The 22,366-nt window shown below is 40.0% G+C and carries 15 protein-coding genes; all 15 read right to left on the bottom strand.

From position 1 onward, the window contains the following. Positions 1-11: 11 nt before the first annotated feature. The 15 genes from HWQ58_RS22385 to HWQ58_RS22315 all read right to left on the bottom strand — a co-directional run bounded on the left by HWQ58_RS22385 (position 12) and on the right by HWQ58_RS22315 (position 22,075). Positions 12-983, bottom strand: a complete 972-nt coding sequence (locus HWQ58_RS22385; protein WP_292867278.1) for a hypothetical protein — start codon at positions 981-983, stop codon at positions 12-14. 23 nt (positions 984-1,006) lie between these two features. Then, positions 1,007-6,412, bottom strand: a complete 5,406-nt coding sequence (locus tag HWQ58_RS22380; RefSeq protein WP_292867273.1) for a filamentous hemagglutinin N-terminal domain-containing protein — start codon at positions 6,410-6,412, stop codon at positions 1,007-1,009. A gap of 74 nt (positions 6,413-6,486) precedes the next feature. Continuing rightward, a complete protein-coding gene (locus tag HWQ58_RS22375; protein ID WP_292867270.1) occupies positions 6,487-7,308 on the bottom strand; it encodes a DUF928 domain-containing protein in 822 nt (273 codons plus the stop codon). Between the two features lie 29 nt (positions 7,309-7,337). Next, positions 7,338-9,659 carry a CHASE2 domain-containing protein gene (locus HWQ58_RS22370; protein WP_292867267.1) on the bottom strand — a complete coding sequence of 774 codons (2,322 nt, stop codon included), beginning with the start codon at positions 9,657-9,659 and terminating at the stop codon, positions 7,338-7,340. Between the two features lie 276 nt (positions 9,660-9,935). Next, positions 9,936-11,219 carry a DUF1822 family protein gene (locus HWQ58_RS22365; RefSeq protein WP_292867264.1) on the bottom strand — a complete coding sequence of 428 codons (1,284 nt, stop codon included), beginning with the start codon at positions 11,217-11,219 and terminating at the stop codon, positions 9,936-9,938. Positions 11,220-11,239: 20 nt separating this feature from the next. Further along, positions 11,240-12,064: a sigma-70 family RNA polymerase sigma factor gene (locus HWQ58_RS22360; RefSeq protein WP_292867261.1), complete on the bottom strand. Its 825-nt coding sequence runs from the start codon at positions 12,062-12,064 to the stop codon at positions 11,240-11,242. Positions 12,065-12,292: 228 nt separating this feature from the next. Next, the gene (locus HWQ58_RS22355; protein WP_292867258.1) at positions 12,293-12,883 is read right to left on the bottom strand and encodes a hypothetical protein; all 591 of its coding nucleotides are present in this window, start codon (positions 12,881-12,883) and stop codon (positions 12,293-12,295) included. Positions 12,884-13,570: 687 nt separating this feature from the next. Then, a complete protein-coding gene (locus HWQ58_RS22350; protein ID WP_292867256.1) occupies positions 13,571-15,607 on the bottom strand; it encodes an ATP-binding protein in 2,037 nt (678 codons plus the stop codon). A gap of 478 nt (positions 15,608-16,085) precedes the next feature. Beyond that, on the bottom strand, positions 16,086-16,796 hold the full coding sequence (locus tag HWQ58_RS22345) for a hypothetical protein (RefSeq protein ID WP_292867254.1): 711 nt from the start codon (positions 16,794-16,796) through the stop codon (positions 16,086-16,088). A 239-nt stretch (positions 16,797-17,035) separates the two neighbouring features. Next, positions 17,036-17,554 (bottom strand): hypothetical protein, encoded by a 519-nt coding sequence (locus HWQ58_RS22340; protein WP_292867252.1) that lies wholly within the window; start codon positions 17,552-17,554, stop codon positions 17,036-17,038. A gap of 37 nt (positions 17,555-17,591) precedes the next feature. Continuing rightward, complete coding sequence (locus tag HWQ58_RS22335; RefSeq protein WP_292867250.1) at positions 17,592-18,446, bottom strand: hypothetical protein; 855 nt, start codon at positions 18,444-18,446, stop codon at positions 17,592-17,594. A 327-nt stretch (positions 18,447-18,773) separates the two neighbouring features. Next, entirely contained in the window at positions 18,774-19,769 is a 996-nt protein-coding gene (locus HWQ58_RS22330; RefSeq protein WP_292867248.1) for a DUF4255 domain-containing protein, read from the bottom strand. Between the two features lie 85 nt (positions 19,770-19,854). Then, the gene (locus tag HWQ58_RS22325) at positions 19,855-20,343 is read right to left on the bottom strand and encodes a phage tail protein (RefSeq protein ID WP_292867246.1); all 489 of its coding nucleotides are present in this window, start codon (positions 20,341-20,343) and stop codon (positions 19,855-19,857) included. Positions 20,344-20,459: 116 nt separating this feature from the next. After that, positions 20,460-20,918 (bottom strand): phage tail protein, encoded by a 459-nt coding sequence (locus tag HWQ58_RS22320; protein WP_292867244.1) that lies wholly within the window; start codon positions 20,916-20,918, stop codon positions 20,460-20,462. A 50-nt stretch (positions 20,919-20,968) separates the two neighbouring features. After that, positions 20,969-22,075, bottom strand: a complete 1,107-nt coding sequence (locus HWQ58_RS22315) for a phage tail sheath C-terminal domain-containing protein (protein WP_292867242.1) — start codon at positions 22,073-22,075, stop codon at positions 20,969-20,971. Positions 22,076-22,366 lie beyond the last annotated feature (291 nt).

Here is a 22,366-nt window from a genome sequence, read left to right as displayed (position 1 = left end):
GGCTTACTTAGCTAATCTAGAGAGTCGTCTTCTCTAGTGAATTTTACCACGCTAGGAAAATTATCCTCGGTAGTGCTTTCTTTGATGAGATTTCTCTTGCCCTTTGCGAATGCGAGATTGCCTAAACTGAGTAAAGTTGCACTTTCTTCTTGTGGCGATCGCAACTGTTGCGCTACTGCCAAACTTTGCTCCAGTATTTTCTCAGGATCTTCTATATCTCCACTAATATCTCCACTAGCTAGCAGCGAATTTCCAAAACTTCGCAATCCGGCAGCTTTTAAAAGCGAGTTTGGCATGGAAAGGAGATTTTTTTCTATCTGCTCAAATATTTTCATCGTGCGGTGGTAAAGCCCCAAAGATTGGAAAGCTGTAGCCTGGTTAATTAAACTACCAATATTACCAGCCGTATCACCAATTTCAGTATAAATTTTAGCTGCCTTTTGCCATGATTGCAAAGCATTTTCAGCTTGCCCTAGTGCTAATTGTAAATTGCCTTGAGTGTTGAGAACTATAGCGAGAATGTGTTTTGCATTACTAGTGCTTAATTTGGATTGGTTTAATAAATCGAGACTAGTTGTAATTGCAACACTTGCTTGGTTCCAATGTCCCAATTTTTGCTCACTCAAAGAAAGAAAATTTAACGCTAAAGCTTGGTTCAACGCGTCATTTTGGGACTGATAAACCTGTGCAGCCTGCTGAAAACTTTGCGCCGCAAAGGCAAACTGTCCTGATTGGTATAAAGTCTTGCCATTTTTTATCAGTTGTTCTATGCTTTCGGGGACTTCGGTATGGGATATAGAAGCATTGCTAATTGGCTGACCTGATCGGATGGGGGCTTTTTCAATAACTGGGACAATGGAAGCAGCCGATAGCAGATGAACACTAAAGCTGAAAGTCAATCCCAGCAAAGCTAACAGGATAATTTGCCACTTGCGAAATACACCCTTTTTTCTAGCCGTGTTCCAAAAATTAGGTCTTGCCATTCCAATCCCTTGCTAAACAATCATCATTGTTTCATACCGCGTACCCATTGATTGGCAATTGGTGACTGACATCCAGATGATGAACTTCCTACTTTGTGTGGTGTTGCTGTGGGAGCGTAAGCTGTAAAAATCACTTCCCCATTCTGATTAATTATCCACCCTTGCGCTTCCACAATTTGAGTAGGGTGTGAGGAATTATTCTCTCCCCCTTGTTTCCTTATCCCCAGATGGGACTCCGAGTTGCCCTTATCTCTTTCTCCTCCTCTTCCCTTTGGTACAGCAGTGAGTCGCCAATCTTCCCATACTGCATCACTATTAAGTGTGGTATTGGGAGAGGGAGGTAAACCACCACTTCCGGTATAAGTGAAGCTACTTTTAGCGGTTCTCGCGCAGATATTCTCGTCTACTAAACGGGCGACATCAACCACATCTGTTGTTAAAGAAACTAATCCTTTAGCGGGATCAATATCGGGTCTGTTAATTTGCAGTCTGCCACTTAAGTCAGGAGTTGCCCCTTTGACAGTAATATCACTTGTATTTGGGGAAGGCTCTTTCCTAGACTGGATACCATAAATACCAGCAGCATTCTTGATAGTAACATTCCCGCCACGAGAGCTAGCAGAATCTGCTCTAATGTCGCTATTTTCATTAGGAACAGCGATGATGAAACCATTTTTAGCATCAATGGTGATATTGCCACCATTGATATTGTCTCCATTAGCGTTAGTTGTGATACTACTACCACGACGCAGTAATAACAAAGGCGAATTGAGAAAGATATTTCCCCCACCTCCTTGAGTATCAGCGTTAATTTTGGCGCTGTTGTCTAGCAAAATAGAGTTAGCGTCTACAGTTAGGTTACCAGCTTTCCCGGAATTTGCGCTGCTGACAGTAACTTGTGCCCCATCCCGTGCCGTTAACTTTTCTGTACTCAAAGTTAAGTCTCCACCATTGCCAGCGCCTGTAGTGTCAGCGGATATAATTGAGCCATCGCCAGTGAGGGTAATAGATTCAGGGGCAGTGATTCTTAAGGTTCCACCTTGACCGCTACTACTTGTGGATGCGGATATTTGCGCTTGTTTTTGGAAATTCACCGTTAAAGTTTGCCCATCATCAAGAGGTTGAACAGTTAAATTCCCAGCTTTTCCGGCGCCAGAAGTGGAGGTGAGAATCTTTCCATCTTCAACACTCAATGTGTTAGCTTGAACTGTGATATTGCCTCCCTTAGAGTTAGTCTGGGTTCTTGCATCCAGAACTCCTTCATCAGCTATGTCTAAGCTGTTAGTTTTAACGCTGATATTACCACCAGATCCAATATTGCTGCTAGCTGTACCCAACAATAGCTCATTACTACCACCACTGGCAGAACGTAAGGCACTATTTTGACCAGAAATCTTGATTGCATCAGTCGCATTCACCTGAATTTCTCCAGCAAAACCCTGTCCTAAAGTCTGCGTTTGTACAATTCCAGAGTTGGTTACTGTAAGGACACGAGAATTCAGATCAATCTTACCACTGTTGCCTATAGCTGTTCCTGCTACACCACTTAATATTGAACCGCTATCAACTGTAATGGAGTCATGAGCATTGATTGAAATGTCACCAGCATTACTATTGGTTCCAAATGTTGTAGTAGCGATAGCTGCCCCATCTTTGACGATGAGTTGTCCTGTTTCAATCTTTATATTACCAGCGCTACCATTAGAACCAGTGGTTGTTTGAGAAAAAACACCGCTTGGAAATTTGGTTCCAGAAGGTATGTTAGATTCGTCAACTACAGTACCCGTAGGAATAAAACCACCAAGATATGTACCAGGTCGTACGGTAGCATTATTAGAGTCTTCTGAGGCAAAAAAGCCTCTAGGAGTTTCAGTTGTTGTTCCACTCACTTCTACTTTATCCGAAGCAACTAAAGTAATATTCCCTCCCAATCCGCTGCTGTGGGTAGAGGCAGAAAGTTGTCCGCCATTAGTGATGCTAATAGAAGGAGCACTAATTTTAATATCTCCTGCTAAACCTGACCCAAAGGTATCGCTAGAAATAATGAGATTATCTAAAATAAAAGGCGCACGAGTATTGATAGTAATGTTTCCTGAACCCGTTCTTCCGGAGGAGTTCATTGAACCTTTTGAATTTAGACTGTATGTCTCAGTTTCAAAGTTAATATTAGCACCAGCGTTGAGTGTAATCGCTCCGCCTGTGCCTGCATTTCCTAAATAGGAGTTAGAGAAGGAATCCAAGTCTTGTGTATTAATATTAGCACCAGCGTTGAGTGTAATCGCTCCGCCTGTGCCTGCATTTCCTGAATAGGAGTTAGAGAAGGAATACAGGCCTTGTGTATTAATATTAGCACCAGCGTTGAGTGTAATCGCTCCACTTGTGCCTGCATTTCCTGATGTAGAGTTGGAGCTAGAATGCAGGTCTTGTGTATTAATATTAGCACCAGCGTTGAGTGTAATCGCTCCGCCTGTGCCTGCATTTTCTGAGTCGGAGGAGGAAGTGGAGTCCGAAGTAGAGTTCAAAGTTTGCTGTGTATTAATATTAGCACCAGCGTTGAGTGTAATCGCTCCGCCTGTGCCTGTATTTCCTAAGATGGAGTGGGAATGGGAGTCCAAAGTTTGCTGTGTATTAATATTAGTACCAGCGTTGAGTGTAATTGCTCCGCCTGTGCCTGCATTTCTTAAGTAGGAGTGGGAATAAGAGTCCAAAGTTTGCTGTGTATTAATATTAGTACCAGCGTTAAGTGTAATCGCTCCGCCTGTGCCTGCATTTCCTAATCTTGAGTCGGAGTAAGAATCCAGGTCTTGTGTATTAATATTAGCACCAGCGTTGAGTGTAATCGCTCCGCCTGTGCCTGCATTTTCTGAGTCGGAGGAGGAAGTGGAGTCCAAAGTTTGTTGTGTATTAATATTAGTACCAGCATTGAGTGTAATCGCTCCGCCTGTGCCTGCATTTCCTGAGGAGGAGGAGTTCAGCCTTTGTGTATTAATATTAGTACCAGCGTTGAGTGTAATCGCTCCGCCTGTGCCTGCATTTTTTGAGGCAGAGTAGGAAGTGGAATTCAGTGTTTGTTGTGTATTAATATTAGCACCAGCATTGAGTGTAATCGCACCTCCATTGCCTATATTTCCTGAGAAGGCCAAAGTGGAGGAATCCAGGTCTTGTGTATTAATATTAGCGCCAGCGTTGAGTGTAATCGCTCCCCCTGTACCTGCATTTTTTGAGTCAGAGTAGGAGTGGGTGTCCAACTTTTGTGTATTAATATTAGCACCAGCATTGAGTGTAATCGCTCCCCCCGTGCTTGCATTTTCTGACTCAGAGGTGGAGGAGGAATCCAGGGTTTGTTGTGTATTAATATTAGCGCCAGCGTTGAGTGTAATTGCTCCGCCTGTGCCTGCATTTCCAGAGATAGAGATTGAGTGGGAGTCCAGAGTTTGTGTATTAATATTAGCGCCAGCGTTGAGTGTAATCACTCCCCCTGTACCTACATTTCCTAAGATGGAGCGGGAGTAGGAGTTCAGGTTTTGTTGTATATCAATATTAGCACCAGCATTGAATGTAATCGCTCCGCTTGTGCCTGCATTTCCTGAGTAGGAGTAGGAATGGGAGTCCAGAGTTTGTGTATTAATATTAGCAGCAGCGTTGAGTGTAATCGCTCCGCTTGTGCCAGCACTCCCAGATGTAGAGTCTGAGGAAGAGTCAAAATCGCCAGTGGTAATGCTGCCGTTAACAGCTTCCAGGCTGATGTTACCTCCATTTGCCACATTGCCAATACCAGAGTGCGAGGAAGACACCAAATTGCCAGTGATAATACTACCCAAAGCAGAGAGGAAAATCGCGCTCCCATTTCCCGCATTGTCAAAACGAGAGTTTGAGTCAGAGTACAACTCGTCAGTATTAATGTTACCGTTGGTAGCTTTTAGACTAATCGCACCCCCATTTCCTGTATTGCTAGATGTAGAGAACGAGTAAGAGAACAAATTGCCAGTGTTAATGTTACCGTTGGTAGCTTTTAGGCTAATTTCACCCCCATTGTTCTTGCCATTTCTAGAGTTTAGCGTTTGTCCATTGGTAGTGATTGCTCCAGCACTGTTAATATCAATCCGGCCCCCATTAGTTGTAATTCTTTTAGTATTCACATCTTTGGATGCTGTCGTTAAGCTAACTAACCCCCCTCCATTATTAAACGGCTGTAAACTAACATTTCCATCTAAAGTAATTCCCTCCGGCACAATTCCACTTTTCAACGCAGGTACTGAGCCATAATTAACACCACCATAAGCTAGAGTATTCTGCCCAGAACGCATAATTAACGCTGTACTCTTGCTTAAAGTTGCAGTGTCTTGTCCGGCTGGGACGTTAGTATCAGGTGTAGTGATATTTATATCGCCCTGAAAGCGAATATTACCCTTGCTTTCGACTAACAACGATGCTCCTGTATAGTTAGCTGCAACATCCACATCGCCATTGCTACTAATTATTGGGTCATAAAGGCTCACAAAGTTTGCCAGTCCCCCTGATATACTCTTGAGCGAAAAATTCCCACCACTAGCAAACCGAGCATCGCCAGAAATAATTCCATCACTGATTAAGCTAAAATCACCGCCACTCGCAAACGATGTCAGCGTTGGATGATTGAGGGCTAAAATGTCAATTCCTTGATTTCCCTCAATTGTAAGATTACTACCTGCTTGAGCTAAAAACGGAATCGTCACACTGTCTCGCACTCGCACTGTATCAGTAGCTTGCAATGTTAAATTTCTTCCTGCTTTTAGCTGTCCCTGCAAATCAAGTTTGTCAGCTACTAATGTCAAGTCTTGTGGGGATACTAAGTTTCCGGTGTTGCTAATAGTTGCCCCTGACTGACTTGCTCCATACTGTAACCCAGGTGTAATATTTACCGTCAGTAATGGCGGTGCTTGGGGATTAGTAGCACTGAAGGTACTGCCATTAGGAAACTTGAAACTGCTTGCTGTTGTTGCAGAAAACGAGCCGCCAATATTTAATTGGGCATTTTTTCCAAAAATAATGCCATTGGGATTAAGTAAGAATAAGTTTGCTTTACCGTTAGCACGAATCAAGCCATCAATATTAGAAATTGACTTACCTGTTACTCGTGTCAAAATATTCTGAATATCTAGTGAATTATTGAAGAAAGCAGTACTTCCATTGGGAACAGAAAACTCAGAGAAACTGTGGAACACATTAGGGCCTCTTGTCGTTCCACCCTCAATAATTCTGGTATTGCCCTCTAATTTGACATTAGAATTATTCGGGAGAGTGGCATCCGGCGTAATTTGGGCAATCGCGCAATTAGCAGAGAGTATTATTGCACCAGCGAACTGACAACTTAGGGCTTGGGCGATCAGCGAAGCATAGCGCGGGTACGCGATCGCAATTCCTAACCCTTTGAAGCATCCAAAACGCATATATTTTTCCAAAATAGCATCCCTCTAAAAAAGTAGAAAAAGTGAGTGCAGATATCTAATGCCCGATGCCCATGTTAGAGACTACAACAAGGTGCGATCGCTTCGGTAGAAATATTTTCCAACCCCACAGACTCCAACAAATCTTTCCAATCAGTCGCCAAGGTTGCATCTTGGCGTTGGCTGGCGCGAAGTTCTCCTAGAGTAGTTAGAGCATCTTGCCAAATACCTGCTTGAGCATAAAGAGCTACTCGTTGACGTGGGGTTGCTGTATGTAAACGACGTGTTAATTCATCTTCTGGGACAATGCGTTGCACTAACCCTTCAACGGCTGTATTTTCTGAGCGGCTTTGCGGGTTACAATCAACCAAAAAGTACCAGTGATAATATTGTCCAATTTCTAGGGGTTTCTCTGTTGCAGGAACATTAACTTTAATCACTCCCGGCGTATTGGATAAAGTAATAGGAATTGGTTCTTTGGTGAGAGAGTTATTTTTTTCATCCAGTAAGACAAATTTCACCGAGTTGATATTCTTGGGTACATAGGGAACGTAAAACCAAAAAGTTGGATGTTTATCTGTGGTTAAGCTTAAAACATATTTTGTGGTAGTTGTACCTGTTGTTACTTGCTTCTGATTTGCGGTTTTTGACACTAAAGGTACTAAGGCTGTGAGAGGTTTAGTCACGGCTGGACAATCACCGCGAGTTCCTGCACCTATTCTGTCTCTCGGTGCACCCCGATTTTCTGGTTGTTTTTCTAAGGTTGGCTGAACAAAACGTATTTTTGTAGTGTTTGATTGCTGAGATTGTGCTGATAATTGCGTAACATTAGCTAATAAAAAAGTTGCAATCAATACTAATGCTTTTGGTGGTGAAAGAAAGTTGATTTTAGTCATCATTAAATTTTCAATTTTTTACAGTTCTTTTTTTATGAATAATTTTTCGTATTTTTTACACTGATTCCAGTGATTACTAATGCCAGTGCAGAGGGAAGGAATGGCATCCAACCTCCATACAGCAAAAGAACGAAACAGCAACCGTAGAGGATGAGTAATTCAGCACTGATGAGAATAGCAAGTTTCAATAGTGACCGACTATATACAGCTAATATTCCAGCTATCAAAGACGTACCGCAAATCCACAAGATTTCACCCCATGCGGGCAAAACCCACAGTAGAGGGCGTTTGTCTAAAACAGCACTTAGAATTTGACTAACCATATTTGCCTGAAGCATTACCCCTGGAATTTGCTGGTAAGGAGTAGTTGCCATACTGTAGGGTGTAAGAAAATAGTCTTTAGCGCCTTGTGAGTCAACGCCAATCAAAACAATCTTATCTTTTACCCAGTTTGGGTTGAATTGATTATTCAGGAATTGTGCGACACTAACTTGTTTTGCAACCTCTCGCGAAGAGCGATAATTAAGTAGTATTTGGTGTCCTTTTAGGTCAACTTGTTTAAATTGTTGGTAACCACCTGTGGGGACATCTATGGGTTTAAAGACTATTTTGCCAAGCTGTAAGTAGCCTTCGTCATTAATATCAAATTTAATGCCTTCTTTAGCTAGATATTGTCGTGCAAGTTGGAAGTTGAGGGAGTAAGGCGATTTGCAATTTGATCCTGGTTGTGGTGTTATGGATAGTAAATTACGACGGATTACTAAATCGCTATCAAATACAACATCGCTAAAACCTATGCGGTTAGGTGGAATTTCCGGTGGTGGTGAAATCCCAACTGCTTGTTGTTTGCTACCGTCAAGTTGACAGATAGCAATAAAATTGTTGTTTGTTCGCAAATGATTTGCTAAATCTGGATATTGAGAATCTACCGAAAAATCTCGATAAATATCCAAACCAATGGCTCTTGGCTTGTAAAGTGACAATTTTTGCAATAGTTTTTGTAGTGTACTATCTGATAGTGATGATTTTTGTCTTTGTTCTTGAGCCTGAATATCTGCTTCTGTGACAGTAATCACCAAAAGACGTTGATCTATACCTTCGTCAGGTCGCATCCGCATCATTGAGTCAAAAGCTGGCAGTTCCCATCGTTGCATGAAACCGAGCGATCGCACTCCCGTAATTAAGCTGGCGACCAAGACACTCACTAAAAATGTGATTTTCAGATTTCGCACTGTCAATTTAGGGAAAGCAGTTATGTTAGTTTGACCAGATAATTCTTGCCAAGTTAGAGTCTCTTCCGCTATATTTTGACAAATCACAGGTAGCCAAGAAGCACCAGGAAATTTTTCTTCCAAACCCTGTAATCTTGAACGTGCATAACGCACCGCTAAATAGAAAGATTGACCTTCAGAAAAAGCTCCCAAGAAATATTTCACAAACTCTTGTGCTATCAAGTCCGGTATTTCTTCCCGCATGACAATAATTTGGTTAATTTGCAGATCAATTAACTGCCGCGCTAATCCTAAACCATCACAAGAATTAAAAATAGCTATTTTTAAGCCGCGTAAAATTGCGTAACTTAACGCATTTTTCAACTCGGTTATTGTTAAACTACTAGTTTGATTTATATGTATCTGACCGCGATCATTTTGGCTATGACTGTGGCCAGCAAAAAACAGTATATCCCAGCCTTGTTCGTCCCAAAGCCATTTATCTAACTCCTGACGTGAAGGCTCTACTAAAAATATTGTCGATGCATTTGGTAATTGTTCTAAAATATTTCTATCTTGCTGAATATCAATTCCTTGACTATTACCCAAAATTGCCAATATTCTAACTTTATTTGTTTTCTGTTTGGGGAATGGTCTGACTCGCTCATATTTGGGAGTACTTACAGCAACTTCGCATAATTGGTAATGCTCAATAAAATTCCACAAATGCCAAGGTAGCTGTTGCAGAAGATAATCGCTGGCTTCAATAATAACTTTAAATTCTTCATCTAAAGCTAACTTTTCTCGTAATTTTTGATCGATTGGGCGAAATAAATCAGAATTTAGCCAAGAATTGATGGCTTCATATAACTGTTCTTGAACTTCACTAAAATCTACTTCACTAACGTTATTTAAACCTGTTGAGTCTACTTCGAGTCCCGAACGATTCACAAATCGTTTATGAAGTGCTTGATATATTAATTGAAAACGTTTATAGAGTTCAGCAATTTTTGGTGCAGGAGGTAAACTACCTATAAATTTTATCGGACGAGAGTTGTTATTTTCCCACAATTGTGCAGTTACAGGGAAAAAGCCATCGTTTAAGTTACCTTTTTCTAAGCTGATAACAATTAACTTACTCATCTGGAATTAAATTATAAGATAGCTATGATTCACAAGCATAATGCATACCGATTTCATGTATATTATAAGTGTTTTTCTGTTAACTCATGACTTGAAAATACTAATTAGCTAATCCAGGTTTGCTTAAACACTTATAATATCTGTAGGTTATTAGGTTGAGGAACGAAAGAAACCCAATGCAAGTTTAAAGTTCATGTTTGGTTTCACAAGATTCAACCTAACTTGTCCTCTATTGATAAATTTTATTATAAGTAATTACCCAAATTTGATTTTATTTCAAATCGAAAAATTTTCTATCATCCGGAAATTATCAAGAGTTAGTTGGATAGAAAAACTGGTTCCGCTTAAACCTTTAAAACGGTTAAGTTGAATGTAGCAATCTAGACTTCTTGATTCAATTTGTTGTAGAATATTTCCCGATTCTAAAAGTATAATTTTGAGATTTGGTGGCAAATATTTCTTATTACCAGTGGGATGAACTTGTACGATGATAGCAGTTTTTCTATCTTCTTCCTGTGAGAGAGCAAGCATCAATGCTAAAGATTGTCCTCCTAATTGTACCCCTAAATCAATTAATTTGACTCCATTTACACCTGTTTTACTAGTTGCAGAAAAACTTCTGAACTCAAATGCTAAATTTCCTAGCTGTGAATTTAAAACTTCGTCAATAGGTTGCCATCCTGCTGCAAACAGCTTTTCAAACCATTGACTAAGGTTAATTTGAATCAATGAAGAGTCTACAGAGACGCTATTCATTGATTCTATACTTGGTGACAAGTATTTCTTAGCAGTGGATACAGTATTTTTTTCTTTACCTAAACGTTGATTATACAGTTGTTGTCGCCACTGTTCATTGGAAATTAATGCCGCCCATTGAGCAAATGGTATATCCAAACTTACTCTGGGAGAATAAATAGAAGCATCACTTAATGTCTGCAATAGGTTTTGAGCTTTTGCTGCTGACAAAGTTACTTCAGGTGAAACTTCTTCTCGCCAACGCAGCCCCAGTGTAGCAAAAAGTAAGGTAAAATTTTCAGTTAACTGTTCGATAGGTAAAGAATAACTGCGATCGCTTGAATTATATTTACCTTGATTTTTCAATTGACGATGGGTAGCAAACCCACATACTCGTATCCAACAATCATCATCATCGCCATCCAAATTTACCTGTACTGATATATAATAGTCGGCTGCCCAACTACTAATATCTACCCATTCTTGCGGTACGCACAATTCTTCTATATCTATTGTTTCAGTCGGCACAAATACTATCTTGGTTTCACCCACCTTAATTGCTGTCCCATTTACTATCTCTAAGATACTAGGTAAATTTTCTTCACTAGGAAATACTTCTGCGCGTAACCTGGTTTCTTGTAAGGATAATTGAAACCAAGTCAGTAAGCGGCTCAAACAGATGCGATTAAGATAAGCATTGTAAATTGCGATCGCATTTGAGTGATGTTGGGAAAGCTGCCATACTTTTTCTTGTTCGGCTGTCTTTACCTGCAACCAAATATGCTTAGTGTCAATATTTACGAAATCTGATAAACTCAACATCATCTTCCTCCTCCCGAATAAAGTTAATACAGCTGATTTTGAATATATCTTTCCACTAAAAAAATATTTTCTTCTAGTTTTAATTCTTTCTTTCCTAATTTCGCTTCATTTTTTAACACTGCTTTTAGTATAGATTTGTAATAATTACTTAACCATTTTTCTAAATATTCTTTAATCCAAATATTTATTTTCTGCATCAATTTCTCTTGTATGATATTTCTTGTTTTATTAAGCCTTTTAGCTGTTTCATTTAAGCTAATACCTAACTGAGAAGCAATTTTTATCTCATCCATTTGCTCTCCATAATAAAGTTGCAAAATCTCCCGTTCTTCGTTTACTAATTTCTTGATGGCTGACACCAAAGCTGCTTGAATTAAATCTGAGTGTACTGGTGCATGATACTCGTTTTCTAACCATCGTCTTACATACTGTTTAACCCATTGTTGTGGTTGGGAGATTCTTGCTATAGCTTCTAATAATTTGATTGTAGATTTAGTTAGATAACGAGAAATTGTACTTTGATTCATTCCTAATCTATCTGCTAGCTGTTTTTGATTGAATCCAAACCCATAATAGAGAAGCAAAATTTTCTGCTCATCTATTTTCATGGATTGAAGTTGCTCAGATAAAATTGAATTAGCTTGATTCACCAAAAATCCTTGTTCTCTTGTATCCTCAGTGCTTGATATCTTTTCCCATTCGATTTCTGGAACTTGTAATTCTGATTTAACTTCAAATTCACCTGATTGGAAAGCATCAAGTGAAAATTTTGGTAGAATTGATATTGGATAACTTTCTAAAGCTTTAATACAAATCTCCATCCAATCTTGAATTTGTTTTGCAGTCACCTTAGTTGAGTTAGCAAATACTTCATGGGGTACAGTTGGTAATACCTTTTCTAGGTTATAACATTGAGCAGGTTTTGAAAAATCTTCTTCGTCAGGGGCTATCCATTTTTTACCTGTGGTTCTGGTAGGATTTTTAACTTTATTGATTAAATAAACTTGTTTAAAGTATTTTCTAGCAAAAATAATTAATGAAATTTCTGGTTCGATGATTCCGAATAGTTTTAGTGCTTATATGAGTTCTTTATCACTCTTTTTATATAACAAACTCCAACGCGAAAATCTATTAACCTCTGCTGAAGATTTAATATGATTTATTAATATATTAGTTAAATATGTATCTATATTAGCACTTTTAGAATTATATTTAACTAAAATCTCTTTCAATTTTAGTGGGTTGTAAACTAACAATCTAGCAATACATAGATATTCTTCCCAAGAATTGGCGTTACGTCCTTTACATAAGTCTTTAGTAGCCCAATAGCATTTTTCTTCAAAGTAACTTACTAAATGTTCATAAGCAAGTTGTATTTTATTGCTTGGCTCCCAATCTGCTATTAATTGTGATTCATCAAATGCTACTTTTCGCCAAAAATTTACGATGTCTATTCCTTTATCCTGGTGGCAAAATAAATTAGAAAACTCCGGATGCTTGTCTTCATATAATTTCAAATTACGTTGCAGAGAAGGTTGATGTTTCCATTGCAACGCTAGTTGATTATTTTCGTTAGTTTTCACAATAAAGGTAGAAAATTTGTTAAGATTACTCCTCCGCTTTGGTAGTACGGGAATACTATCGTATTTAGTAAAATTAAGCACCATAATTTTTCTCCCTACTAGATAACAAAATGAGTTTAATATCTATGCAAGAGGAGCAACGCGATTTGGTGAAGTGCTAAAACCAAGAACGGAAATAGGCTATTTCGGGATGCGTAGGCGCAGCCCGCCGTTGGCATCGCAACGAAAACCCTGGCTCCTGGTTTTATTGAGAATTTAGCAATGTAATTGATAATTTAACCTTCATCTCACCAAATCGCATTGTTCATATATGCAAGTATTAAATACACTGCCTTGTTTTGTGTGATTTTAGCTTTACTGAACTTATTGGGAGCAAAGCAAGCTAATTATGCAGGTTGTAGGCATAATAAAAACTTGAGAGTAGAAATCGGTCAAAATAGCTTATACTTTGACCTTGTGAGCATAGAATATTTATTTATCAAACAACAAAAAGACTGGTTTTAGCAAGCTAGGAAAAATAAATAATATCAAAGCTTACGCAACTAGCATATAATCGAGGTATAAAAAACAAGCGATGCTCATGTATGACAAAGACTACAACTGTTACAGTGCTTAATATACCTCTTTTGTCACTTTCCGAAAGCAAAAATTAAAAGTAACTTTTAAAACTCTGACTGAATTTGTGTCTCAAATTTTTGAAGTTGCTGCATAATCAGACAGATCCGATTAATGAGGAATCTTTTGTCCTCAGTAAGTTTTTACTACACAACCTTAAATCCAGCCAGAAATTTCTACGCTCGTTAATGATTTCCCTAGTTTTTCATACTCTGTTTGAGTTGCTCTCAGAATATGCTTCATTTGAACAGGCTCTTCTGCATCGGCAGCCATAAAAGCTGAGTTGAGGGCAATGATGCGGATATTACCACCAGGAGCGTTAAGTTGAGCCAGTTTTTCAAAGTTTAAGCCTTCGGTTGGCGTATCAGGCGGAAAAATCCGTCGCCAAATTTCAGATCGATGGGCGGCATCTGGGAGAGAAAATTGAGTCACGAACCGAAGTCGTCGCATGAATGCAGGGTCTAAATTACTCTGCAAATTTGTCGTTAAAATAGCCATTCCTGGATAGGATTCCATTCGCTGAAGTAAATAACTGACTTCTAGATTGGCATTGCGATCTTTAGAATCTTTAACTTCACTCCGTTTACCAAAAATAGAGTCTGCCTCATCAAAAAGCAAAATTACACCCCCGCTCTCAGCTGCATCAAATATCTGCTGGAGATTTTTCTCAGTTTCGCCAATGTACTTACTGACAACAGCAGAAAGTTCAATTCTATACAGATCGAGGTTCAGCTCATTGGCAAGAACACCTGCTGCCAGAGTTTTTCCGGTTCCGCTAGGCCCAGAAAATAATGCTGTAATACCCAATCCGCGTCTACTTTTAGATGCGAATCCCCACTTTTCGTATACTTTGGCCTTCTGTCGGACATGAGCCGAAATTTCTTTAAGGATTCCCTTCTGAAGGGGCGGCAATACCAAATCTTCCCAGGACAATTTAGACTCAATTCGCTCTGCAAGCTCATCTAAACTAGGACGAGCTTGGACGCGACAGCTTTGCCATAGAGCCTGTTTTAGGGAAGGAGCGGACGGCATTGTCAACTGCCCAACAGCTGCCTCACAAGCTCGATGAATCATAGAGGTGCTAAGTTGAAACTGAGAAGTAAGTTCTTGCAAATCTTGCATTAGCTGTTCCGAGTCTGGTATGAGCTTCCCTTGCCCATTGAGTCGAGTTTTGAGTTCGGCCACAGAGGTTTCCCAGGTAATTAACTGCTCTTGAGGTAAGGGTTTAGGAACATCAAAGCGAATCATCTGACGCTTTATGCCTTGAAGTGGAGAAAGTGTTGTAATGATCGCAAAACATTGTAGTTCCTCAAGCAGTTGATGCACAGAAGCGAGTTGTAGCTTGTCGGAATGATCGATATCCTCACAAGCTAGAAGGAGTGCTCTACTCTCCAAAATACATTCTCTTTCCAGTCGGCGGATAAAAGTCTCTAATTCATTGGGTTTGAGAGGGATACGCTGGCAGTTCAAAAGACTTACGTGTAGATTAAAATGCTGACAGACAGCTTGAGTAATGTCGGTTTTATCCTCCATCTCTGAACCACATAGCTGAATTAGAGGCGGAGAATTCTCAAAGGAATTCAATTCCCATAAAGCCTTAATACTATCTGCCAAGTATTGATGAGAAGGAATCAGTTGTTGTGTGTAAAATGGTAGCTCAGTTATTTCTGTCAGTAACGAGTCTGTTGTTTTCACACCTATAAGATAATGAAAAATTCTCTCATCTATATGAAGATATGTGCTAGTCAGGGTACTACCTGAGCCTAAGTCAATCAGTTTCCAATAGCGGAGTGCTCCATCGGGTGCCAAAGCGCTCCAATGGGCATTAGGCAGTGCACTAAGAGCCAAACCGAATGTTGGATGATATTGACTATCGCCACTGTGGGCTTCAACACATAAATTTGGAAAGCGGGGATCAATTTCTATGGCTGCACAAAATATTACTATATATCGCTCAAATTCAGATAGATTAAAACTTTGACAAAGTTGCTCGATAGCAGACGGATATGGCATCACTGCTGCTATCTTCTTTAGCTTTAAATAATCTTGATTGGTATCGATTGGTTTTACATTAGATTCATCCTCAGATTGATTAATATAATTCAGTAAAATATTGCAAACATGATCGAAAGTAGCTATTAAATACTCTCTATTAAATTGATACCAAATATTAACATCAGTGGAGATATACATATGCAATGATCCTTTAAGTTGATTCAATTCATGAGGAGATAGATGTACAAAATAAGGTATGTTAACTTTTTAAACAGAGATCGAAAAACAGCATTTTCTTAATACTCTTTCTTTTAAAACTATTGATTTTATGGGTTAATTTCTAAATCTATATTCTAGAATACCAGTAATTCATTAGCAAAGTTATATAGCTTTACAGACAGCTGCATAACCTACTATTTTTTTGAATTTTGCTGATATCTCTCCTTAGTGAGATTAACTAAAAGTCTGCAAAAAATAGATTTTTGTCTTAGTTAGTCTTGTCGAGGCTTTGAGGAAGTTTATTATATCCTTATGAAGAAAGTGTTCTACGGGCTTTCTTCGCATCTAAATCTAAATAAAAATTACAGAAAAACCTGAAAAACTAGAACCTTTACAGATTACGATTATGAGTTGCTACAAATATCGATTCTATGCCTCAAAGCAAACTACAGATTCATTATGATTTTCTAAACTTATCCTTCCATGAGCTTGGTTTCTCTCCGATTGCTTGCGTCGCTGGCTTGAATGTCGGTTTTTTCTTAGTAGATGCTACAATTCTATTTTGCGAAATTCTTTCTTTCTGATTCTGCGCTGCAACATTACTTAGTTCGCGTGCAAGTTTAGATTTATCTGAAGTAACCCCCCAATGATATAACCAAGTGAGAATTTGATTAATAACGGTATCAAATTCAATGTGGGGGCTCTGTATACCGTAAGTTAGTTTCTCTCTAACTTGATTTCTTTGCTCTTGATTTAGACATCCATCTTTCAGTGTTAATTTTTGCAGGTTTTCCAGTTTGACCTGTATTGCATTATCAGCACTCGACACACTCTGCTGCCTTTGCCTATCTTCTTCATTTTGCATTCGTTCGGCATTCGGATTAAACGTCGGAGCATCTACTGGGCCTGGAGGCGGATTCGTGTAATTGACATAATCTTTATCAAATTTGTCCTGTACGCTTACATGTGTTAGTTCATGGGTTAAGTTGCCTATACGATCTACTTCTTCCTTGTCTGCCTCGCCGTGGTAACGTACCTCGTGGTTGGCAAAAGTTTCGTTTCTAAACTTTCTACTTGCAAAAGCTGCTCCCCCTGCATCCGGGTACAGATCTGTTCTTGTACCAACTTGATACAACTCTGCCATAATATTCCTCATAGGTTGAGGCATGGTACGATCTCTACTGTAACGACCCATCTGCTCAAGATCCCGGTTTTGGGAAGATTGGGTTTGTCGTGCTGGAGCAGTCGAAGATTCGGGATGATCGCTGTCCCTTTGCCTTCGAGTAGATATAGATCTACGAAATGAAGTTTCCTGTCCTTGTTCCAAGCGATTATTCTCACCGCTAGATCTTCGAGTATCAGAGGTATAATCCATAATGTTCTCCGATTTAGTAGTAATAAACCCTTCTATTCTGTCAAGCTCATAGTCCTTTGAGGCACAATCGTGCCGTGTTCATCCTTTTCGTCAAAAGATCGAGATCGAGCCTGAATCATGACTCGATTCACAACCTGATTCATATCTAATAGATTCTCAACGCCATCGACTTGAGACGTTACCAGATATATTCCTGAAGGTATATTTTGGACTGAAAATTTAACTGTATCAGTATCGTATTCTCTTAAAGGGGCGTCTAATGTAAAAACTTCATCGGATTTTTCATTTGTTGAGAAAAGTTTCAAAATAACTTGTTGCTTCTCTCCAATCATTGGATTAAATTTAACAGTCAGAGTTGTTCGTGCAGAATTTGCTAAATTATTTTGCTCTTGAATATCAGGGCATTGTTCATCGACAGAAACCTGTATAGTTGGATGCAGAATAAAAGTCTTCTCGTTTGACATGGCCTGTTGGCTATTTAAAAACTGCTCATACGCTGTTCTTCGCCCCCTATCCCTTTCGCAAGCTTCCCTGCCCAATTCACCATCCAACTTTAAATTATCCTCCAGAAATGTTGGAGGGCAATCCCTAAGTGTTGGTTCTCCTTATTGGAATTCGAGTTACTTGTTTTGGTGACCGCGTGTTGGCTTCTTCTCTGTTTGCTCGTTCTTTCCCGGGTGCAGCTTGGTTACATTGCTCATACGCTGCTTTTCGCCCCCTATCCCTTTCGCGAGCTTCCCTGCCCGGTTCACCATCCAACTTTAAATTATCCTCCAGAAGTGTTGGAGTGCGTCCCTCAAGTGTTGGTTCTCCTTGCTCATTCTGGCCAACGTTAAAGCCCCACTCCACTGTTCCAAACTCTTTACCTGTTTTCTTATCCATGGCAGTTGACATAGCATCAAACTTGTAACCTTGTTCAGCGATCGTAGGTCTATCTACGAGTTGAGCAGAGTCTGACTTTTTCAGAAGATGATGCTTGCCCACCTTCGGGGTGATTTCTAAGTGGGCTTCGCTGTGGAAAGGTGTGCTATATCCTGATTGGTCGACTCTCCACCCTGTACCAGTCTGTTGCTCTGTAAGTTCACTGCGATGAAGAAATTTCGGCTTTCCTTCTGAGTCAATTGGCTTTCCCGATTCGTCAGTTTCACCAGTCCATCCATGATCTACCGCCGTTGTCTTCCAATTGTCGTTAATACTGCTCCGAACGGTTTGAACAAAATCAATCTTAGAACCCCGAGCGCGTATATTGGGGGTCATTTCAATCTCCGTGGAGTAAGCTTTACCAAAATCTCCCGCTCCTACCATCACATCACGCTGGATCTGAAATTTCCCATACTTATTCTTCAAAGTGTCCTGTGGTAAGTCTTGCAAATTTTCCACTCCTTGCAACTGAGGTATTTGGGACTGAGTAGCTACAGCATCTTGTTCAGACTGAGCAGTCACAGCAGGGGGGTTGTTAGTAGGTTCCAATTTTGGAGAGGGCTGCCTTTGCGATTGCTTGGATGAAGTAGAATTCCTCGAGTTAGAACGTGACTGTCGTCTTTGTTTGCTGGGTTCGGCGTACATTGTTTTGCCTCTGGTGTTGTGTTGTAAAAACTCTTAGATCATAGAGCTTTTCTATTAAGTAGCTCTCGTTATGCTGCAACTCCAAAAACTTGATATCCTACTTCCAATATGAGCCGATTTATGGTCTGATATCATGGCCGGATGATCGAATGTAGTGAGTGCAAAGATAGGTCATGCCAAAACGAATTGGTGTAGCTGCACACATTAGTCTTGAAGAGCTAGAACAGTGCTATCATTTATAGTTGGATGCAAAACGAAAGTCTGCTCATTCGACACTACCTCTAAATCTTTATAGTTTTGGTACTTATATAGTTGTTGATGAACAACTTGAACCTTTTGAACCCCAGCATATAGATTGTGAGGCAGTTTAAACAAAATTCTGTTGTCTTCAACAATTTGTGGTTCTAACAGGTTTTCTCCTCCGTTCAGACGGAGCAGAGTTATATCCTCACTAAGATTCTTCCCATAGATGATTAAATTGCTCCCCGCAACAATCTCGCCATTTGTCAGCGATGCAACAATTTTCTCAATTTGCGGCTGATTCAATGCCCCTTTACTAGAACCTGGAGCAAGTGAAGATTTCTTAGATCCAATAAATATCATCGATACTTCGTAGGCAATTGAGGGTCGATAAGAACCTTTTAAGAGCGACCACAATCTGGACATCTGTTCTGTATTGAACAAGTTTGGTGCGATCCTTACTTGGTCTAACTGCTCGGTCAAAGCTTCAACAGAAGTTGATTCAATCGCTTGTGCCAAAAGACCGGAACGATTGATGGTTGCGACATGATTTAGCATTGCTCGAATTGTGGCATTGGATAAAACCGGAGTTTGATGCATAAGCTGCATGACATAACCCAACAGTATTTCCGTCTGAAAGTCTTTGTTTCCGTAGGCGGTCAATACATAATGGAGATTGATGGCTAAGGGGAGAATTGCACCTTCTTCTGTACTGGCTTGATGATGGGCTGGCTGGTAGCAATCGCTTTTACCCATATCTGCATTACGATTTTCTGAAACCTGGTAGAGAAACAGATTTAGCTGAGGTTGACCATCGACTCCAATATAAATCTGATCTGGGGGAAGTGTAGTTACTAAGACATTTCCCATACTCGACAGTGCTGCATTCTGAACTAAGCCATCTTCTAATAAGTTTTTGAATACAGCAGTTATTGCTGCGATCGCTAATCCATTACTCATAAGCTTTCAACTGATGAAATATCTTTTCTGATGGACATCTCAGATATGAGAAGAAACTTGGATTTAGTAAACCACGAAATAGCTGCTAGATTTTTACACGCTTGAACCCTTCGTAGGTTACTTCTACTTCTTCAATCTCTAGCTGTTGACTATTTGATTTGACATCCGAAAATTTGTATCTGGTAGGCCAGGCTGCTGTAAGTTCAAATCTTGCCTGAGGTTTTCCATCATCATACATCGTTAGAAGAGCATTTTTTCTCTGTTTAGCCCAGTTGCCATCCTGAGTCAATTCAAACCAGTTCCATAGAGCCATCGAACTTGTCATTCCTCGAAGTAATGTTAAATTTCCGCTCTTGGCATTACCTGGAAGTCTGGTTTGCACAAATTTTCCTTTGTTTGCTTTGCCCCATCGACCGGAAGTAACCTCACTAAACTCAATTACATCCTGCGAATAGTTAAACCCCTGACATTCCAAGAAAACTGCGTCTAACACGTCGCTTGAGCCATCAAGCTTTAAAATTAAATAGAAATTAGCTCCAGTAAAAAAAACGGGAGTTCTAGGTAACTTTGCCATAATCTATTTCGTCGAACCAAAATATCTTAATTGCCGAATCAAACAGCATTAAAAGAGAAGATTTGCCCTCTATTAGAGGGCTAGTAATTTTTGCGTGAGAACAATGTGAATATTACCTATTTTTCACGCGTGATCTCTTGAGCAACTATCTCTATAGTTTCAGTAACTATTTCTGCTCCGCCAGCCTTCATTGAAGAAACCTGATATTTGCAGGGAAAGCATTGCTTAATTTGCCATTCCATAACTACATTCCCATCATAATACCCACTAATTTTTGCATCTTCAAGTTGATTCTTATACTGAGGATTCTCACTCCCAAAAGGATTAACTTTTGCAAACCATTGATAGGCACTCTTACTCTCAGTTCCAGCCAAAACAATCGTTACGTTGGTCGATCTGACTTTTCCCGGCTTTGATTGCCTTACTGGGTTCCCTCCTTGGCTAGTACCAGCAACCTGCTCGGTAGTAGTAACCTCCATCCCCATATTACTAAACTCTTGGACTGGTAAGTCCTTGATCTTAGACCCTGCACTAAAGTAAAAATCCGAACAGGTGATGATTTTTTTCTCTGGCATGATTTTCTCCTAGTTCTTTCGTTCAATGAATAGTTGACTTGAGAGGATTGTTAATTTTGTTCTGTTTCAAGAGCATTCCACTGGCTGATGCGGAAGACTACAAATTCAGCCGGACGTACAGGGCATACACCAACATCGATATATAAGCGACCCAAGGTCATTGTTTCAGGTGTATTGTTTTCGGCGTCACATTTGACATAAAACGCTTGGCTAGGAGTTGCTCCAAACAATGCACCCTCGCGCCATATCCGCTCTAAAAAATTACTAACGGTATACTTGACCTGTGTCCAAAGCTCTTCGTCATTCGGTTCAAAGACAGCCCACTGAGTTCCTGCTTCAATGGAGCGTTCAATATAGCTAATGAGCCTTCTAACACTGATATAGCGCCATTCGGTTTTGTCGGGTTCAACCAGGGTTCTAGCACCCCAAATCCGAACTCCTCGGTTAGGAAATTTACGAATGCAGTTGATACCCAGTGGGTTAAGGAGTTCTTGCTCTCTAAAGTTGACATCATACCCTAATCCAGTAATTCCTCTGGGGACTTCATTCGCAGGAGCTTTATAAACACCTCGTGATTCATCCGTTCGGCCCCATACGCCCATCATGTGGCCAGAAGGAGGAACAAGAATTGAACGCCCTGCATTTCGAGGATTAGGTACTTTAACCCACGGATAATAGAGAGCGCCAAACATGGAACGACGACCAAACTCATCTAACCAATCAACAACATCTTGAGGTCTAGTGCGATCGGGAGGAGGATCTAACACAACCATTCGATTTGTTGCCCCTGGCATATTGCCGCTAGCAGAACCTTCAGACATGCTGATCATGGTCTCCATCACACCATGAACTTGTTCAAGGTTTAAAATTTGAGCTTCATAGGCTCGCATTAAATCCGGAAAACATATCATTGTAATCTCGTCGATTTCAAAGATACCGAGAACGCCAGTTCGTTTGCTCCGATCCCCTTCTATTTCACTAGCAAATTTCTCAGATGTAGAATTCGGTGCTGGAGGCAGTAGTTCGTATTCGCCATTCAAAGGCCGTCGGGCTAAGGGCGGTCCGGGCTGGGCAATATCTCCAATCGAAATATACTTAGAGTTTTTCAAAGCCTCAACAACGTAGGTTACAGCCTGCGTTTGGGGTTTTGGATCCATACTCAAGTGATTGTATTCCTCAAGCACTTGATCGTCTCTGCACACTTTTAAAGAGAAGAACTCACGAGGATTATGAGGTATTTCTACTTTATCCGTTCCCTGCGATTGAGTTTTAATCTGGTCATTCGCTTTATCGACAATCTTCGCAGGAGGTAATGCACGAGGCATTCCATCCTGAATTGCGATTTTAATGGGTCCGTTATCGAAGTGTTCAGGCCGGATGGATAAATTTAAACCTAGCGTGGTAAAATTCACTAGAGAAGACGACTCTCTAGATTAGCTAAGTAAGCC

Origin of the sequence: Nostoc sp. LPT (assembly GCF_017115165.1) — a bacterium.
GTDB lineage: Bacteria > Cyanobacteriota > Cyanobacteriia > Cyanobacteriales > Nostocaceae > Nostoc.
Note: the sequence above shows the minus strand (reverse complement) of the source record. Positions and strands in the feature narration are given on the sequence as shown.

Excerpts from the sequence above, each read along its gene's own strand:
- HWQ58_RS22385 (WP_292867278.1), bottom strand. The coding sequence starts at position 983 with ATGGCAAGACCTAATTTTTGGAACACGGCTAGAAAAAAGGGTGTATTT.
- HWQ58_RS22370 (WP_292867267.1), bottom strand. The coding sequence starts at position 9,659 with ATGAGTAAGTTAATTGTTATCAGCTTAGAAAAAGGTAACTTAAACGAT.
- HWQ58_RS22350 (WP_292867256.1), bottom strand. The coding sequence starts at position 15,607 with ATGTATATCTCCACTGATGTTAATATTTGGTATCAATTTAATAGAGAG.
- HWQ58_RS22320 (WP_292867244.1), bottom strand. The coding sequence starts at position 20,918 with ATGCCAGAGAAAAAAATCATCACCTGTTCGGATTTTTACTTTAGTGCA.
- HWQ58_RS22315 (WP_292867242.1), bottom strand. The coding sequence starts at position 22,075 with ATGGATCCAAAACCCCAAACGCAGGCTGTAACCTACGTTGTTGAGGCT.
- HWQ58_RS22380 (WP_292867273.1), bottom strand. The coding sequence starts at position 6,412 with ATGCGTTTTGGATGCTTCAAAGGGTTAGGAATTGCGATCGCGTACCCG.
- HWQ58_RS22325 (WP_292867246.1), bottom strand. The coding sequence starts at position 20,343 with ATGGCAAAGTTACCTAGAACTCCCGTTTTTTTTACTGGAGCTAATTTC.
- HWQ58_RS22365 (WP_292867264.1), bottom strand. The coding sequence starts at position 11,219 with ATGATGTTGAGTTTATCAGATTTCGTAAATATTGACACTAAGCATATT.
- HWQ58_RS22345 (WP_292867254.1), bottom strand. The coding sequence starts at position 16,796 with ATGCCTCAACCTATGAGGAATATTATGGCAGAGTTGTATCAAGTTGGT.
- HWQ58_RS22355 (WP_292867258.1), bottom strand. The coding sequence starts at position 12,883 with ATGGTGCTTAATTTTACTAAATACGATAGTATTCCCGTACTACCAAAG.
- HWQ58_RS22330 (WP_292867248.1), bottom strand. The coding sequence starts at position 19,769 with ATGAGTAATGGATTAGCGATCGCAGCAATAACTGCTGTATTCAAAAAC.
- HWQ58_RS22375 (WP_292867270.1), bottom strand. The coding sequence starts at position 7,308 with ATGATGACTAAAATCAACTTTCTTTCACCACCAAAAGCATTAGTATTG.